This window comes from Lysobacter sp. CA199 (assembly GCF_052078715.1).
Taxonomy (GTDB): domain Bacteria; phylum Pseudomonadota; class Gammaproteobacteria; order Xanthomonadales; family Xanthomonadaceae; genus Lysobacter.
Map to the genome: position 1 here is coordinate 23,689 of NZ_JBQJIL010000018.1, position 17,084 is coordinate 40,772.

Here is a 17,084-nt window from a genome sequence, read left to right on the forward strand (position 1 = left end):
CAATGACTACCGCGTCGCAAATCGCCTGAAACCCGCGCTTTTCCCCCGAAAAACCTAGGGTACGCCCCAAGGCGCGCGAAACCGGTTCGCTCACTAGGCTCGCGGTGTCAGGTCACTTCGGGAGATTGTCATGGTCGATGCCATCCGTCCGCAGGCGCCTCTGCCGCTGCCCGAGCCTGAGCCCGAACCGGAGCCGTTGCCGACCCTGGCCGAGTTGCGGCGCGCGCAACAGTCGCTCGAACCGCCGGCTTCGACGCCGCCGGTGATCGCAACGCCGGTCGCGCCGGCCAAGCCGGCGCTGCCGCCGCTGGAACAGGCCCGCGCCGACGTCAGTCTGGCGCGCCAAGTGCAGCGCCAGGCGCGCATGGACGCGGGCTTCTCCGATACCTCCGGGCAAGGCCGGGCGACGCTGATCGCCGCCGAAGACAGCCTCACCCAGGCCGAGCTCGGACTGGCCCGGCTCGATCCCGGCCACGTCATCACCCCGACGCGGGTCGACGCCTTCGTCCGACGCGCGCCCGAGCAACAGCAGACCATCACCGAGTACCAGGCCTCGCGCGTGGTCAACGCCGGCGCCAACGGCGGTATCGAGAATTTGCGCGGCAACCTCGCCAACGCGGTCGAAGGCGTGCGCTTGGAACAGGCGTACGGGCCCTTCGAGGACAAGCCTTCGCAAGTCGATCTCAACAATGCGGTCGAGGGCGAGCTGGCGGTGCTGACCAACGCGAAATTGTTCGCGATGAACGCGCCGCCGGAAGCGCGCCGGGCGCTGACCGATCAGATCATCCAGCAGTACGGCAACGATGTGTTGGCGCGCTACCAGGACGATCCGGCCTTGGCCCAGCCGCTGCGCGAGGCGATCGACAGCTTCCGCGCCGATCGCTGGGTGCAGGACGCCACCACCACCGCGAGCGCGGCCAAGCAGCCGGCCGATCAGGTGCAGCAACTGACCGCCTCGCTGAATCAGGTGCCGGCGGAGTTGCAACCACGCCTGACCACCTTCGTGCTCGGCACGCCGCAAACCACGCGACTGCTCAGCCAGGCGACCCAGTGGGCGGCCCAGCCCGCGATCGCCAACGGCGATGCGCGCGCCACCGGCGACCGCTTCGCCCAGCTCGCCGCGCAGCCGATGCCGGCGATAGTGCGCGACGAACTGCTGCGCACCGGCGCCCAGGCGATCAGCGCCGATTTCGCCGCCAACAGTCCCGGCTTCGCCGGTCTGGACCGCATGCAGACGCTGCTCACCGACCTGTGCAACGATCCCGACGGCCGCGCGCTGGGCCAAGCCCTGGTGCCCGAACTGGCCACGGTGGTGCGCAACAACCGGGCGCTGGCCGCGCCCGGCGAGGTGGCGCGCGATATACCGGTGACGATGTCGGTCACCGCCGCGGTGCGCAACGGCGAAGACCCGGCGCTGGCGATCGAACTGGCGCGGCAGTTCGCCGCGACCGGCGACACCTACGGCGCGCGCACGGTGATGAGCGCGGTGGAGAGCGGATTCGACCAGTTGCTCGGCAACGCCCCCGACGATGCGATCGGGGATCTCAACGCGTCCTTGAAATTGATCGATGGCACGCAGCGCTTGAACGGCAGCCTGCCCGACCGGCGCGCCGCCATCGACGGTTTCTATGCCGGCGATAAAGAGGCGCGGGCGAGCCGCGACCAGGTCGGCGATTACGGCGCCGCGGTGTTCAACAGCTTCGCCCAACTCAACGATTTGCCGCCGGCCTTGCAGGCGACCCTGGATTCGCCGGGTTTCGTCGATGCTTCCGGCCGGACGATCGACCTGGGCATCACAAGCGATCCGGCCGCGGTACGCAGCGAAATGCTCGCCGAAACCTTCAAGGATCCGTTGGTGATGCAGTCCATCGAGGTCGCGCTCGAACGCGATCCCTCGCTGCTCGGCGGGGACGCCGCGCAGAGCTTCATCTCCGGCCTGGGCGACGCCGGTCTGGGCGACCAGCACCTGGCCGTGAAGGCGCCGAACGTGATCGACGTGCCCGATCCGCTCGGCGATGCAGGCGATATCACCGAACAGAACGCCGACATCACCAAGGCCCTGGACCCGGCCCGCGATTTCGCCGCGCGCGTCGGCGAGAAATGGGTGTCGAACATGATCAACACCCAGATCGGGGAAAAGACCGCCGGCCTGGACCTGAACGACGTCTCGGCCAACACCGTCGACCCGACCGGCGCGACCACGACCAATGTCGCGCAATTGCAGGAGCGTCTGCGGACCAAGATCGCGTCCATGCCCGATTCGTTCTACCGCGGCCTGGGCGTGCCTCGCACCGCATTCGAGGAGGCGCTGCGGATCACCGACGCCAATCTGCCCCAAGCCGGCGACACCACCGCGGAGATCGCCGAAAAGCTCGGTCGGATCAACGCCGGCCTCAACGGCCTGGCCGATGGCAGCGGCAACAATCTGACCGAAGACACCAGCATCATGCGCAAGCTGCGCCTGGTCGGTAACGCCGCTCCGGCCGCGGCGCTGGTCGATTCGCTGACCCAGCTCGCCGGCGAACCCGATCTGGGCAATTCGCTCACCTTTGTCGGCGAGCTGGCCAACGTGACCAAGGCCGGCGCGGAATCCCTGGTCGCCCTGGGTGTCGGCGCGCAGGACGGCAAGCTGGCGTTCCTGGCCGGACAACACGCGACCGGATGGTCGAGCCTGACCAACAAGGCGCTAGGCGCGGTGGGCCTGTTGGGCGACGGCGTCAAGGTCTTCCAGTCCACGGCCGAGGGCAAGTACGGCAAGGCCGCGCTGGAACTCGTCGGCCTGAGCGGCGCGGCCATACCGATCTTCGTCAGCGGCGGCCCGGCCACGCTGATCGGCGGCGGCCTGGTGGTCGGCTCGATGCTCGCGGTGAACCAGTACGAGCACGTGGAAGCCTCCAATCGCTTCGATACGGCCGCCACGCGCGAACTGTTGACTAAGCTGGGCCTGGAGTCCGACGCGGCCGACTCGCTGGCCGACCAGAGCGCCAACGGCCACAGTCCGGTCGACCTGTTGACCTTCTACGCAAGCAGCCGCGGCCTCACCCCCGAGCAGACACGCACCTGGATCAACAACATCGACGCCACGCGCGTGGACGGCGGCAAGTCGCCGCTGGATCTGCTGCGCGACAACCTGCATCTGACCCTGGATGCGATCGACGGCGACCCGAGCAAGCTGCCGGCGACCGACCCGAACAGCGACACCGATTTCCTCGACCACAGCGAAGTGTCCGGCGGTTACCGCGGCGGCCGGATCAAGAACGGCGAGACCTTGATCCGCGAAGGCAACCGCGCGCCCGAATCGATGCAACAGATCGACCAGATGCTCGACGTGCTGGGCATCGCGCGGCCGGGGGCGTGACTGGGCGAGCGCGCGACTTCATGCGCGCGCGGCTGCGGTGAGCGTTGCTGGAAGTTGTCGCGTCGGGTGAGGGCTCGCCGCCCTTGCGCGGAGCGGCCGGTTGTCGTGCGCGCTTCGCCGAGGTCACGATCCGAGCGCGTCAGTCCGAACCGCGCGCGCCCACCGAACGCAGATACGCGTCCAGACCGCGCTCGCGACCCTCGACGAAGACCTCGCCGGTCAACACCTGCTCGACCATGCGATCGGGGCGGAAACTACGGAAATCCTCGCGCAGCCGGCACCACGCGCCCAGGGTCCAACTGCCGCCCCAGAACGACAGGCACAGCGGTTCGATCTCGCGCCGGCTCGCGCGCGCTTCGCCGTCGCGGTACAGCAGCCGCAGCACTTGGCGCTCCTGGACCGCGCCGTACAGCAGGTCGATCAGACCGCTCGCCTCGATCCGATTGTCCAATTCCGGAGCGAAGATCCGCGTGCGCGCGCTGCGCTCGCGCAGCTCCGGCGGCAACACCGCTTCGATCTTCAACAACGCCGCGGTGGCGCCGCGGCCCAGGCGCTCGCCACCGAAGGCACGCACGAAGCGGCTGCCGACGACCAACGCTTCGAGCTCGTCGGGATTGAACATCAGCGGCGGAATGTCCGCGCCCTTGCGCAGCAGATAGCCCACGCCGGCCTCGCCCTCGATCGGTACGCCGGAACGCTGCAGGTCGGCGACGTCGCGGTAGATCGTGCGCAGCGACACTTCAAGCGTATGCGCCAGCTGCTGGGCGGTGATCGCTTGGCGGCGGCCGCGCAGGGCATGGATCAGCAGGAACAATCGGTCGGCGCGGCGCATGCCGCATGATCCCGCGCGGCGCGGCGCCGCTCAAGCGCGAGATTTGCGATTCGCGGCCGGCACCGCAGGCGCACGGCACCGCGCGACGGCCCGCCGCGCGCGTTCACCCGCGCAGTTCCGAGCGCGCGGCCGGCGACAGCCGCCGCCGCTGCGGCACTTGCTTGAGTTCGCCGAGCATCGCGTCGGCCAGCGCCGCGCGCCAGCGCGGATCGGCGTCCAATCGCGCCGCGTGATCGCGTTGGGTCGCTTCGTCGGGATAGCTCGCAAACCACGCCAGCACCTGTTCGCCCTCGCGCACCGGCAGGCGCGGGTAGCCGTTCGGCGTGGCATCGGTGACGTAGACGGCCTGCAATCGCGCGCCGCCTTCGCTCAGCAACGGCGCGAAGTCGCGTTCGAAGCGCGCGAGGAACCCGTCGTGCGCCGGCGCGTTCAAGGCGCACAGGCCGGCGATCATCACTTCATCGGCCCGGGCGCGGCTGCCGACCGGTTCGCGTTCGCGCGCGGCCCGGGCGAAGCCCGAGTCCGGCCGCGCCGGCTTGAGCATCAGCACGTCGTCGTTGTCGAGCAAGGTGGCGTTGGCCGCCTCGCGATGGCGCTTCCAGGTCGGGCCGGAATAGAACGCGTCCAACGAGGCCGCGCGCACGGCGTGATCGGGAAAACCGCGCATCCAGGTGTAGCGATCGCCGTCGTCGAGATCGCGGAAGTGGCCGATCACATGCATGCCCAGGGCTTCCTGCGACTCGATGAACTCGCGTTCGAACAGTTCGATCAGGTCCTCGCGGCGCCCGGGATTCATGCGGTACTGGCGCAGTTCGATCACCGCGTCCTCGTGCAGCAGGCGGCCGTGCTCGTCGCTGCGGCGCATCCACATATGCCAGTTGGTTTCCCAGGTGCGACCGCCGTCGGCGGAGAAGGCTTGCTGCCAGTGCGCGGTGTTCGCGCTGATCTCGCTCCAGATAAAGCGCGCCTGCACCGGCCGGCCGTCGTGTTCGAGTTCGCCGATGAAGGTGCCCACGCCGTGCTCGAAACCGCCGACCACCGGCGGCTCCAGCGCGCCGTCGTGGCTGCCGGCCCAGTAGATGCTCCATTGCCGGCGCTGCAGGTTGAACAACCGCAAAGTCATGCCCTGGAACGCGTCGTCCAGACCGGGCCGGTGCCAATCGCTGAGGAAAGCGTCGACATTGCCCAGCCCGTCGAGCACCGGCTCGCAGGTCTGCCGGGCGGCGAAGATTTCCCAATCGTCGCTGCCGCTCAGACGCTGGCGCAGGCGCTCGTTGCGCACTTGCCAGCGGCCGTACAGGAAATCGAAATCGTGGCGGCCGTCGGCGGCCTTGGCGTCGTTCATCGCCCTCGCTCCCAAGCTCATGCCAACCGGCTCATGTGCATGACCCAGTTGGTTTCCCAACTCTTGCCGCCATCGGGCGAGAGCGCCTGCTCCCAACGCACGCTGTCGGCGCGGATGTCGAACCAGCGCGCGCGCGAGGGCAGCATCTTGCCGTCGTGCAGCTCCAGTCCTTCGAACAGGCCGACGCCGTCGCGGAAGCCGCCGATCAGCGGCGCTTCGAGCATGCCGTCGCGATCGCTGGCCCAGTACACATGCCATTGGCGGTCCTGCGGGCGGTACAGGCGCAGGGCGAAACCTTCGATGCCGCCGTTCCAGTCGGTGAGGTAGCGATCGACGCTGCCCAGGCCGCCGAGCACCGGCCGGCATTCGTCGCTGGCGTCGAACTCGATCCAGTCCTGGCTGCCGGCCAAGCGCTTGGCCAGGCGACGGTTCTTGACCTGCCAACGGCCGTGGTAGAAGTCGAAATCGTGGCGGCCGTCGTCCGCGGCGCGGGCCGGTTCGGGCGCCGATGGCTCGGACTTACCGTGTCGGCCCGCGCTCACCACCGCCGTTTGCGCCTGCAGCGACGACGACAGCGCCGCCAGCGGCGCGACGGCGCCGAGCTGGAGCATCGTCCGACGTCGCTGATCCACGTCTTTGTTATCCACCGCGCGCTCCCCTCACCGTGCCGATCGCACTCGCACACGATGGGCGAGGGCTGCTGCCAGCCTGTTGTCAGCAGGCGGCGTGGAAAGGTGAAAGCGCGACGTGGGAACAAGACGCGGATGGTTTACGCGCAAATCCTCCACGCGCTTGGTCGGAAGGCGATCACAAGCGACGCAGGCGCTTGCCCCCACTCAAAGGGGCGAACTCACTCGCTCGGCACCGCCCCCATGAACTCGCCTTGCAGTTCCCCCCTTTGAAAAGGGGGGCTAGGGGGGATTTGCTTTTATGCTCCGACGCCCAGCCCACTAACCCGCAGGCGCCGCCGGAAACCGCACGCACACCTCGAACCCCCGGCCGGGGCCGCGCGGGTCGTCGCTGGCGCGTTCCAGCCCCGGGCCGCAGGTGATCTTGGCGCCATGGGTCTGGGCGATGCGCGCGACCAGCGACAGGCCGATGCCGCTGCCGCCGTCGGGGCTGCCCGGCGCGCGGTAGAAGCGATCGAAGATGCGCTCGCAATCCTCCGGCGACACGCCGCAACCGCCGTCGGCTACGCGCAGCATCGCCGTACCGTCGCTCTGCGCCTCGCACGACACCGCGACCCGGCCTTCGGCGCCAGCATGGCGCACCGCGTTGTCGATCAGATTGCGCAGCAAGATGCCGAGCTGATCGACATCGCCGAGCACCGGCGCCGGACCGGCGCGCAGGCTGATGCGCTGGCGGCGTTCGCGCGCCAGGGTTTCGAAGTCGCGGATCACCAGCACGATCAGGTCCGACAGATCCAGCGGCGCCAGCCGCACCGATTCCTCGCCGGCGTCCAGGCGCGCCAGATCCAGCAACTGCTCCGACAAGCGCGCGCTGCGCTGCACACCGGCATTGAGCCGGACCAGCGCGGCGTTCTTCTCCTCCAGGGTGGTCGCGCGCAACGCCAGTTCGGCATGGGTGCTCAACACCGCCAGCGGCGTGCGCAACTCGTGCGCGGCATCGGAGATGAAACGGCGCTCGTTCTGGACCGCGGCGTCGACGCGTTCGAGCTGATTGTTGAAGGCGTCCACCAGCGGCCGGAACTCCGACGGCAAGGCCTGGGTCGGCAGCGGCGTGAGATCCAGCGGCGGGCGCCGCTGCAGCGTTTCGCGCAAGGCGGTGATCGGGCGCAGCGAGCGGCCGATCACTTTCCACGTCGCCAGCCCGAACAGCACCAGAATCAGCGCGGCGGCCAGCAGGCTGCCGACGATCCAGCCCCGCAGTTCCTGGATCGCCATCTGCTTGCTGCGGCCTACCTGCACGATCAGGCCGCGCTGGCGATCGGTCAGCGTGTACACCTGCCAGCGCTCGCCATCGATCGTGCGCCGGGCGAAACCGTCCTTGAACGCCGGATTGAGGGGTTCGAAAGGCGCGGCCGCCGAATACACCACGTTGCGGCCCTGCGCCCACACCTGAAAGGTCATCTTGCTGTCGGCCTGCACCGGCACGGTGACCCGCTTGGGATCGCGCGAGGGCAGCCGCTCCAGGCCTTCGGGCATCGACGCCAGGATCTGTTCGGCGATCTCGCGCAGCGAGTTGTCGAGCATGCCCGAGTGTTCGCGGCTGAGCTGCCAGACCTGACACGCCAACCAGACGAACCAGGCCAGCAGCACGGTCTTGATCAACACCCAGGTCAGCTTCCAGCGCAGCGAACGGCCGCCGGCGAAGGATTCGTGCTGACGGCACCGCTCGCGCCAGGCGCGACGGCGGCGGCGGCGTTCGCGCCAGCGCTCGCGGCGCTGCTCGTGTTCGGCCGGGGCGTGTTCGGCCGGCGCGTCGACGCGCTCGGGCTGCTCGATCGCGCTCATGCCGGCCCGCCGCCGATGCGGTAGCCGTAGCCGTGCACGGTCACGATCAGTTGCTCGCCGAGTTTGCGCCGCAGTTGATGCACGTAGACCGCGATGGTGTTGCTCTCGATGGTGCCGGAACTGCCGTACACCGCTTCTTCCAACTGCTCGCGGGTGACCGCGCGGCCCTGGCGTTCGAGCAACAGCATCAAGGTGCGGAACTCGTGGCCGCTCAGCGCGACCGGTTCGCCGTCGCGGGTGACCAGGCGTCGCGCCGGGTCCAGCACCACGGTGCCGCAACTGAGCACCGGCGACACCCGGCCCTGGCTGCGCCGCATCACCGCACGCAATCGCGCGCACAGCTCGTCGAACTGGAACGGTTTGACGATGTAGTCGTCGGCGCCGGCGTCGAGTCCGGCGATGCGCTCGCTGAGTTTGTCGCGCGCGGTCACGATCAACACCGGGGTGGCGTCGTAACGGTTGCGCAAGGTGCTCAGCACGCCGAGTCCGGAGCCGCCGGGCAGGCCGACGTCGAGCACCACCGCGTCGAAATCGTGATCGACCAACGCGGTCTTGGCCAGGGGCGCATCGGCGACCCAGTCCACGCGCCAGCCGTCGTGCACCAATCCCGCGCGCACCGCTTCGGCCAGCATCGCGTCGTCTTCCACCAGCAGAATTTTCATGCCTCGTCTTGCGTCATTTGGCCGCATCGCCGTTGTGCACGGTGCGCTGGCACGATTAAAAACTTCTTAAAAGGCGGCGCGCACGATGCGGCTGCATTCTCAGTGGAACCCGCCGTGACCGCTGTCCGCCCGCCGTCGTCGCCGAGCTTGTCGCCGCCGATGCTACGCCCCCGAAGGCCGGTGCGTCAGGCCGCGGCCCGCGCCCGGGCCGTCGGCGATCGGCCCGATCAGCCTCTCCCCCCAACCGGAAGCCCGCGATGACCCTCCAATTAGCCGCGTCCGACTCCGCTCCCGCCGCCGCGCGCGAGCCCCTCCGCCTGACCGTGCGTCCGGTGCAGCCCGCCGATGCGCAGACCCTGATCGCGCTGTGCGAGGAACACGCCGACAGCCGCGCGCTGGAACGGCGTCCCTACGGCCCGCCGCGCGCGGATGCGATGGAGCTGATGGAGGTGTTGTTCGAACCGCCGTTCGGCGCCTGGGCATGGTTGGCCGAGGTCGACGGCGCAGTGGTCGGTTACGCCAGCGCGACCGCGGGCTTCTCGATGCTCGAACGCGCTTACTGCCTGCAGTTGGACGATCCTTACGTACGCCCGGCCTGGCGCGGACACGGCGTGGAAGCCGAACTGTTTCGCCAGGCGCTGTATGCGGCGCAACGCTTCGGTTGCCTGAACCTGCAGTGCCAGTCGCCGCTGTGGAGCGAGGCCGCGCGCGAACTCGACGCGCCGTTGCGCGCGGTGCGGGTGGAGGCGGTGAAGTATGTGGTGCGCACGCAGACAGAGGCGGTGGTTTGAGGTGGTCGCGATACCGTGGCCGCTGCGGAAAGATTCGCGACGGCTTCGATGCGGCGACGGCACATCAGTGCCGCGACCACGCCAATCACGCCACGGCGCAGACCTGTTTCGTCCGGATCTCGCTCACACCACAACCTCAACCCCATCGGCAAACAGATCTGACTGCGCGATCGCGTCGAGCTCCTCGGAAAACCCCGACACGCCCACGCCGACCAACCGGTACAAGGTCGACACCGGCAGCTCCACGCGGGCGCGCAGAGCGCAGGCCAGATCGGCCAGTTCCATCTCGCTCGCCGGCGGCTGCGGCGGAGTCAGGCTGCGGGTCAGGATGCGGAAATCGGAGGTCTTGAGCTTGAGCACCACGGTGCGCGCGATGCGCCCGGGATGCTGCTGCAACTCGCGCTGATACCCGGCCCAGGTCTTGCCGGCCAGCGTGCGCAGATCGGCTTCCACCTCGCTCAGCGGCAGGTCGCGTTCGAAGGTGTCCTCGGAGGAAATCTGCAAGGTCGGCCGCGACGGCTCGACCGGATGATGATCGATGCCGTGCGCCAGTTCGTGCAGGCGCCGGCCCCAGCGCCCGAAACGCTGCTCCAGCGCCTGCGCGCCCAGCGCGCGCAGATCGGCGACCACGCTCACGCCCAGCTCGGTCAGTTTGCGTTCCATCACCTTGCCCACGCCCGGCAGGCGCCCGACCGGCAACGGCGCCAGAAACGCTTCGACTTGATGCGGCTTGACCACGAACAAGCCGTCGGGCTTGTTCCAGTCCGATGCGATCTTGGCCAGGAATTTGTTCGGCGCGACGCCGGCCGATGCGGTCAACTGAGTCTCCTCGCGGATCGCATCGCGGATCGCCTCGGCGGTCGCGGTCGCCGACGGCAGCCCGGTCTTGGTCGCGGTGACGTCCAGATAGGCCTCGTCCAGCGACAGCGGCTCGATCAGGTCGGTGTGGCGGGCGAAGATCTCGCGCACTTGGCGCGAGACCGCCTTGTAGCGGCCGAAGTCCGGCGGCACGAACACCGCATGCGGACACAGCCGCTCGGCGCGCACCGCCGGCATCGCCGAGCGCACGCCGAACTTGCGCGCCTCGTAACTGGCCGCGCACACCACCGAGCGCGCGCCGCGCCAGGCCACCACCACCGGTTGGCCGCGCAGTTCGGGCGCATCGCGCTGCTCCACCGACGCGTAGAACGCGTCCATGTCGACATGCAGGATCTTGCGGTTGGAAACGGACACGGTACGCGGGCCGCAGGGTGACGACGCATAGTAGCTCGGCCGTGACCGTCGGCCTGGAGTGACGCGCGCCGCGGATGCTTTGCGAGCGCCGTCGCGCGCAGGCCCGCATCGACGAGCGGCGCGACGTATGCGGGTGGTCAGAAGGTCGGCACCAACAGATTGATATCGTTCACGCCGGCGCCGTAGACGCCATCACTGTAGGCGAGTTGACGCGGATTGCCGAGCGCGGCGATCAGTTGGTCGAAGGCCGTCGGAATCGTGCCCTTCCAGGTCGGGATCTGGCCGATCACGAGCGCAGTCAGCGGATCGTAGTTCCAACCTTGCAGCACCTTGGTGACGGTGGCGACGTCGCCAACGCCAAATCGGGTGCCGTCGGCAGCGTCGATCGCCAGATGGATGCCGATCACATCGGCGCCGTTGTTGTTGCGCGCGGCGATGCCGATGCACGAGGGGGAGCCGGTGAACTGGACGGTGGGCCGGATGTGGTTGCTATCGCTGGAGACGGTGGCGGCCGCGGCCCATTGGTATTCGGCGATCGCCAGCGCATTGCCGGCCGGAGTAAGGGTGTAAGGCATCGCTGCGTTCCTGTGCGCGGCGGGATGCCGCGTCGCGACGATGAAACGCCCTGGTTCCGCGTTTGCGCCATGGGGACCGTGCGCGCAGGTGTCGATACCGGGTTCGCTCGCGCTTGGCCGCTGCTGCGTGTTTGCTTGCATACCTCCGGCGCAGGCCAGCCCGTGCGCGCACGCGGCGATGCGGGCGGCCATTCACGTGGTCGGCGCGACCGCGTTCTGACGGACATGACTTACGAACTTCGCATCGCCCCGCCCGACCACGCCGCGACTGCCGCGCAACCCTATTTCGCCGGGCTGCCAGCGCCGGACTCGCAGGATTTCGAGTCGCTGTGTCGGTTCTGCGAAGACCATCGGGTCGCGGTGCTGGGTTCGCTGCCATGGATCGCGGCCGAGGTCGCCGACCTGGGCGGTTTCGAGGCGATGCTGCGGCTGGTGCGCCATCAGGGCGGCCGTCGGCTGTATCTGCCGCGCGGCCGCGACGACTGCTCGATCCGGCTGGGCGTGCGCCTGGACGCGACCAGCCACCGGCGCCTGCTCGACCGCGCCAGCACTGCGGGCACCATCGAGATTCCCTCGGCCTGGGGCGTGTTCGTCGGCCTGCGCCGGGTCGCGATCCGCGCCGCGGTGCGCGCCGGACGCAGCCAGCGCGAGGTCGCGCAGGCCTTCGGCGTGACCGAGCGGCACCTGCGGCGCGAGGCTACGCTAGCGACACTCTGACCCACAGGCTGGCGCCGGTTACCGCTCCTGGCCTGAGAGCCTCGCACACCGACGCAACCGCCGGAGCAACTGTTGTGCTCGCGCAGCCCAGTCCCGCCCCTTAAAAACTGAACGTGCCCGCCCGGCGGACTCGGCCCGGTCGCCCGCATCGGCGACAATGGCCGCCCTCGCCGCCACAGCCCCGAGCCCATGTCCTCCGTCAGCCCCAGCCCCAGCAACACCGGTATTTCCCTGACCCGCTATCTGATCGAAGAACAGCGCGCCGAGCGCATCAATCCCGACCTGCGCTTGCTGATCGAAGTGGTCGCCCGCGCCTGCAAGACCATCTCCATCGCGGTCGGCAAGGGCGCCCTGGGCGGCGTGCTTGGCGAAGCCGGCACCCCCGGCTCGGCCAGCATGAACATCCAGGGCGAAGCGCAGAAGAAGCTCGACGTGCTCAGCAACGAGATCCTGCTCGAAGCCAACGCCTGGGGCGGCCACCTGGCCGGCCTGGCCTCGGAGGAGATGGACACCTCGCACCCGATCCCCGACGTCTATCCGCGCGGCAACTACCTGCTGCTGTTCGATCCGCTGGACGGTTCGAGCAACATCGACGTCAACATTTCCGTCGGCACCATCTTCTCGGTGCTGCGCGCGCCCGATGGCGTGACCCAGGCCCAGGACAAGGATTTCCTGCAGCCGGGCACCGAACAAGTCTGCGCCGGCTACACCACCTACGGCCCCAGCACCATGCTGGTGCTGACCATCGGCAACGGCACCCATTCCTTCACCCTGGACCGCGAAGTCGGCAGCTTCGTGCTGACCACGCGCGACATGAAGATCCCCGAAGACACCAAGGAATTCGCGGTCAACATGTCCAACCAGCGCCATTGGCAGCCGCCGATGCAGGCCTACGTGGGCGATCTGCTGGCCGGCAAGGAAGGCCCGCGCGGCAAGGACTTCAACATGCGCTGGGTGGCCTCGATGGTCGCCGACGTGCACCGCATCCTGACCCGCGGCGGTATCTTCAGTTATCCGCTCGACGCCAAGTGCGCCGCCCAGGGCGGCAAGCTGCGGTTGATGTACGAGGCCAACCCGATGAGCTTCCTGGTCGAACAGGCCGGCGGCGCGGCCAGCACCGGACGCCAGCGCATGATGGAAGTGCAGCCCACCGGTCTGCACATGCGCGTGCCGGTGTTCCTGGGCAGCAAGAGCGAGGTCGAAACCGCGGTGCGCTACCACCGCGAGTTCGACGCCGAACAGGGCTGAGCCCGCGGCGGGCGCCGCGCGTTTGGCGGGCCCTTTTTCAGGAGGAGTCGCCATGCCGCGGTGATCGTGCGCAAAGGCAAATCCCCCGGTGCGGTTCGCTCGCCGCGACTACCGACAACGCAGGCGCCCGCCCCTTTTTAAAAGGGAACCGATCGCCGCGCATCGATAAGCGCTTGGCTCGCGCCAGTCCGTCGCTTCGAGTCGGTTGCGCAAGCGTTGCTTCACCGTCCCGTTCCTTCGAAAAACAGAGGAGGGGATTTGCTCTTTTGCTGCTCCTCACCTGGTCGCCGCGCCAATTCGATCGAGACAACACGGCCACCCAAACCGAATCGCCCCATTCACCCCGGCTCACCGCCGCCCGTATAAACGCAGCGCGCCCGCCCTACCGGCCGTCGGTGACCGTCTTTCGCAACGTCCTGCGTTGGAGTAAGAACTTGCGGTAAATGCAGGCGCATTGCGCCGGCGGGGGACGACATCATGGCCAACAGCATCCGCGGCGACCTGGGGAGTCGTTACGCGTCCGGCACCTCAGCCGCCAAGGCCACCGCCGCGCGCGGCGACGGCGCGCGCGAACTGATCTACCTCTGCCCCGGCGGCGCCGGACGCATGCACGCGCTCGCGCCGCTGCAAACCCTCGGCTGGACCCTGCGCCGCGCCGCCGATGCGCGCGCCGCGCTGCGCCAACTGCAGTCCAGTCCGCGCCTGCCGCATGCGGTGCTGATCGATCTGCGCGAAGGCTTCGATGCGCGCGACCTGGATGAGTTGGGCCCCGCGCTGGCCGCACAGAATGCCGGTTGGATCGCCGGCGTCGCCGCGGCCCAGCTCGACGACGAAAACGCGCGTCGCCTGATCCGCGATTACTGCTACGACTACGTCACCCTGCCTTGTCCCGAGGGCGTGCTGCACACCGTGATCGGCCATGCCCACGGCATGGCCGCGCTCGCCTGCGGCGCGGGCAGCGCCGATGCGATGCACAGCGGCGGCAGGGACGGCATGATCGGCGAAAGCGAGGCGATCCGCGCGCTGTGCCGCGGCCTCAACAAGGCCGCCTCGACCGACGCGCCGGTGTTCATCGCCGGCGAAACCGGCACCGGCAAGGAATTGGCGGCGATGGCCGTGCATCGCCAGTCGCAACGCAGCCGTTATCCGTTCATCGCCATCAACTGCGGCGCGATCGCGCACGACCTGGTCCATTACGAACTGTTCGGCCACGAGCGCGGCGCGATCGCCGGCGTGCAGCAACGCAAGCTCGGCCGGATCGAAATGGCCGACGGCGGCACCGTGTTCCTCGACGAAATCGGCGACCTGCCGATGGACAGCCAGGCCTCGCTGCTGCGCTTTCTGCAGCAAGGCTCGATCGAACGCGGCGGCGGCCACGAACCGGTCGCGGTCGACGTGCGCATCGTCTCGGCCACCCACCACGATCTGGACCAGGCCGTCGCCGACGGCCGTTTCCGCGCCGACCTGTATCACCGCCTGTGCGTGCTGCGGCTGCAACAGCCGCCGCTGCGCGAGCGCGGCGGCGACATCGATCTGCTCGCCGATCACGCCTTGCAGCGCTATGCGCAGGAAACCTCGCGCGGCATCAAGGGCTTCTCGCCGTGCGCGCGCCAAGCCATGCACCGCCACCCCTGGCCCGGCAACGTGCGCGAACTCATCAACCGCGTGCGCCAGGCCGTGGTGATGGCCGACGGCCGCTACATCACCGCCGCCGACTTGCAGATCGACGATGCCACCGACGGCGTGCCGATGACCCTGGAAGAAGCACGCGATCTGGCCACCCGCGAAGCGATCGAACGCGCCTTGCACCGCAACCGCCGGCGCTTGGGCGAATCGGCGCGCGAATTGGGCGTGTCGCGGGTCACCTTGTATCGGTTGATGCAACGCCTGGGCATGCGCGGCAGCGAAGACGAGATCGACGACGACGCGGTGCGCACGGCCTGACCGGCGCCGGGATCAACCCGGGTGGTCGCCGGATTCGTCCGCGACCGGCGTTTCCACCCGCTGCAGGCTCACCTCGATCGCCTCGATGCCGGCGGTCGAAGCGGTCGTGCTCCACAGGCTCAACTCATCGATGATCAGCCCGCTCAGGCTCCAGCCGTGGCCGGCGCGCTGCGCCAGGGCGATCGCCGCCACCACGCTCTCGGGCCACGAAGCGGTCGCGTGTTCGCTGTGCGCGTCGATCTTGAAACCGCCCTTCTCATAGGGCGCGACGGCCAAGGCCGAGGGCTCCACCTGCGCGCGCTGGAAATGGCGCGAAGCCACCGCGCGCGCGGCCGGCTCGGTGGTGGCGGAAACGAACAAGCGCCAATGCAGATTCATGAGCGTGCGCGGGACCGTGCGGAAGAAGGAAACGTTCGTGGTACGCAGACTATTGTGGCGCGTCTGCGGATTCTTGCGCGGCGCGCGCGGCCGCGCAATTCGCCGTCGCTCATGCGCGAGTCAGCGACACGTTTCAAGCGCGACGGCGATCCGAATGGCGCGTCTGCAGGCCGGCTGAGCGCGCCCATCGGAAAGGTCGCCAAGTCCGAACAGGGCGAGGGCGGCTCGGGTTCGCCGCTTCGCCGAGCGTACGGTTCGACACTGCGCGCGAGGCCGCGGCGCGCGCGCAGGACGGTGAATCTGAACGGATCTTCTCACCGCGCCGGACCCGGCCGAGATCGCGCATACCGCGCTCGCGGCCGGACAGCGGGCCCGCCCATGCTCCTGATCGCTTCAGGCCGTCGCTGCCGCCGCTCAAACCCGCTCCGACGGCCGAAACGGCTCGGCCGGACCGCATTCGCGACCCGTTTTTTTTGCAAGCCTCCGCGCGCATGCGAGGATGTGGGCTGTCCACGCGCCTACCGTTGGCGCGTTTTCTCAGAGCCATCGCCCGCCATGTCATCCACAGCCGACACCGTTGCACCCGCCGCCGCCGGAGACGATTTCATCGAGGTCTACCCGCAAGCGCTCACGCGCGAGCAGTGCGCCGAGCTGGTGCAACGCTTCGACGCCAGCCGCGACAGCGAACCGGGCCGGGTCGGCGGCGGAGTGATCCCGGATCTGAAGGACAGCCGCGATCTCACCATCACCGGCCGCGAGGGCTGGAAAGACATCGAGGTCGCCTTGAACCTGGCGGTGTTCCGCGGCCTGCTGCTGTACCTGCGCCGCTATCCGCACACCATGATCGCGCCGCTGATGCTGGAAACGCCCAGCGTCGACGGCAAGCGCCACCGGCTCACGCCCGAGCGCATGGCCCAGATGGACGACAACGCGCTGGCGCCGGTCGCGCAGACCGTGTTCCGTCCCGGCGCGATCAATCTGCAGCGCTACACCGCCGATCGCGGCGGTTATCCGTACTGGCATTGCGAGCTGTATCCGCGCGATCCGCACGCCGAGACCCTGCATCGCCACGTGCTGTGGACGATCTATCTCAACGACGGGTTCGAGGAAGGCGAAACCGAATTCCTGTACCAGCGGCGCAAGATCGCCCCGCGCGCCGGCGATCTGCTGATCGCGCCGGCGGCGTTCACCCACACCCATCGCGGCAATCGGCCCAAGGGCGGGGACAAGTACATCGCCACCAGCTGGATTTTGTTCCAGCGCGCGGAGCGGTTGTATGGCGGTGGCGGCTGATCAGGCGTTCGCCGGACGGTTGCTGCGCAGCAGGGACGACGGCGCGAGCCTGAAGCCCTGCGGTCGCGGCTTGCGCCGCTCCTACAGGGAGGATTTCCGGCTATTTCGCAGGCGGCGGCGCAGCGATTGTAGGAGCGACGCAAGTCGCGACCACGAAACGTGGACGACGGCGCGAGCTTGAAGCCCTGCGGTCGCGGCTTGCGCCGCTCCTACAGGGAGGATTTCCGGCTATTT

General features: G+C 68.7%; 14 protein-coding genes. 6 read left to right on the forward strand and 8 right to left on the reverse strand.

All coding sequences use genetic code 11. The features are described from left to right. The first annotated feature begins 130 nt into the window (after positions 1-130). Positions 131-3,358 (forward strand): hypothetical protein, encoded by a 3,228-nt coding sequence (locus ACTOWJ_RS27405; protein ID WP_441337806.1) that lies wholly within the window; start codon positions 131-133, stop codon positions 3,356-3,358. 139 nt (positions 3,359-3,497) lie between these two features. Here the strand turns inward: ACTOWJ_RS27405 and ACTOWJ_RS27410 are convergent, their stop codons facing one another. The 5 genes from ACTOWJ_RS27410 to ACTOWJ_RS27430 form a co-directional block, all read right to left on the reverse strand. After that, positions 3,498-4,190 (reverse strand): helix-turn-helix transcriptional regulator, encoded by a 693-nt coding sequence (locus ACTOWJ_RS27410; RefSeq protein WP_441337807.1) that lies wholly within the window; start codon positions 4,188-4,190, stop codon positions 3,498-3,500. Between the two features lie 103 nt (positions 4,191-4,293). Next, complete coding sequence (locus tag ACTOWJ_RS27415; protein ID WP_441337808.1) at positions 4,294-5,535, reverse strand: NIPSNAP family protein; 1,242 nt, start codon at positions 5,533-5,535, stop codon at positions 4,294-4,296. Between the two features lie 17 nt (positions 5,536-5,552). Beyond that, a complete protein-coding gene (locus tag ACTOWJ_RS27420; protein WP_441337809.1) occupies positions 5,553-6,182 on the reverse strand; it encodes a hypothetical protein in 630 nt (209 codons plus the stop codon). Positions 6,183-6,485: 303 nt separating this feature from the next. Continuing rightward, a complete protein-coding gene (locus tag ACTOWJ_RS27425) occupies positions 6,486-8,009 on the reverse strand; it encodes an ATP-binding protein (protein WP_441337810.1) in 1,524 nt (507 codons plus the stop codon). Next, entirely contained in the window at positions 8,006-8,671 is a 666-nt protein-coding gene (locus ACTOWJ_RS27430; RefSeq protein WP_441337811.1) for a response regulator transcription factor, read from the reverse strand. The genes ACTOWJ_RS27425 and ACTOWJ_RS27430 overlap by 4 nt, the downstream gene beginning before the upstream one ends. A 257-nt stretch (positions 8,672-8,928) precedes the next feature. Between ACTOWJ_RS27430 and ACTOWJ_RS27435 the strand changes: the two genes are divergently transcribed. After that, positions 8,929-9,462 carry a GNAT family N-acetyltransferase gene (locus ACTOWJ_RS27435; RefSeq protein ID WP_441337812.1) on the forward strand — a complete coding sequence of 178 codons (534 nt, stop codon included), beginning with the start codon at positions 8,929-8,931 and terminating at the stop codon, positions 9,460-9,462. 123 nt (positions 9,463-9,585) lie between these two features. Here ACTOWJ_RS27435 and dinB read toward each other — a convergent pair whose 3' ends face one another. Together dinB and ACTOWJ_RS27445 are read right to left on the reverse strand one after the other, a co-directional pair. Continuing rightward, positions 9,586-10,659 (reverse strand): DNA polymerase IV, encoded by a 1,074-nt coding sequence (gene dinB / locus ACTOWJ_RS27440; RefSeq protein ID WP_441337873.1) that lies wholly within the window; start codon positions 10,657-10,659, stop codon positions 9,586-9,588. A gap of 173 nt (positions 10,660-10,832) precedes the next feature. Beyond that, the gene (locus ACTOWJ_RS27445; RefSeq protein ID WP_441337813.1) at positions 10,833-11,462 is read right to left on the reverse strand and encodes a hypothetical protein; all 630 of its coding nucleotides are present in this window, start codon (positions 11,460-11,462) and stop codon (positions 10,833-10,835) included. 33 nt (positions 11,463-11,495) lie between these two features. Between ACTOWJ_RS27445 and ACTOWJ_RS27450 the strand changes: the two genes are divergently transcribed. The 3 genes from ACTOWJ_RS27450 (at position 11,496) to ACTOWJ_RS27460 (ending at position 15,179) form a co-directional block, all read left to right on the forward strand. Continuing rightward, positions 11,496-11,987 carry a hypothetical protein gene (locus ACTOWJ_RS27450; protein WP_441337814.1) on the forward strand — a complete coding sequence of 164 codons (492 nt, stop codon included), beginning with the start codon at positions 11,496-11,498 and terminating at the stop codon, positions 11,985-11,987. A 189-nt stretch (positions 11,988-12,176) separates the two neighbouring features. Beyond that, positions 12,177-13,235 (forward strand): class 1 fructose-bisphosphatase, encoded by a 1,059-nt coding sequence (locus ACTOWJ_RS27455; protein ID WP_441337815.1) that lies wholly within the window; start codon positions 12,177-12,179, stop codon positions 13,233-13,235. A 477-nt stretch (positions 13,236-13,712) separates the two neighbouring features. Beyond that, on the forward strand, positions 13,713-15,179 hold the full coding sequence (locus ACTOWJ_RS27460) for a sigma 54-interacting transcriptional regulator (RefSeq protein ID WP_441337816.1): 1,467 nt from the start codon (positions 13,713-13,715) through the stop codon (positions 15,177-15,179). Positions 15,180-15,191: 12 nt separating this feature from the next. On the opposite strand, the gene ACTOWJ_RS27465 is transcribed toward ACTOWJ_RS27460, so the two are convergent. Further along, complete coding sequence (locus ACTOWJ_RS27465; RefSeq protein WP_441337817.1) at positions 15,192-15,557, reverse strand: hypothetical protein; 366 nt, start codon at positions 15,555-15,557, stop codon at positions 15,192-15,194. Between the two features lie 555 nt (positions 15,558-16,112). On the opposite strand from ACTOWJ_RS27465, the gene ACTOWJ_RS27470 reads away from it, so the two are divergent. Next, positions 16,113-16,850 carry a 2OG-Fe(II) oxygenase gene (locus tag ACTOWJ_RS27470; RefSeq protein ID WP_441337818.1) on the forward strand — a complete coding sequence of 246 codons (738 nt, stop codon included), beginning with the start codon at positions 16,113-16,115 and terminating at the stop codon, positions 16,848-16,850. Positions 16,851-17,084: the final 234 nt, after the last annotated feature.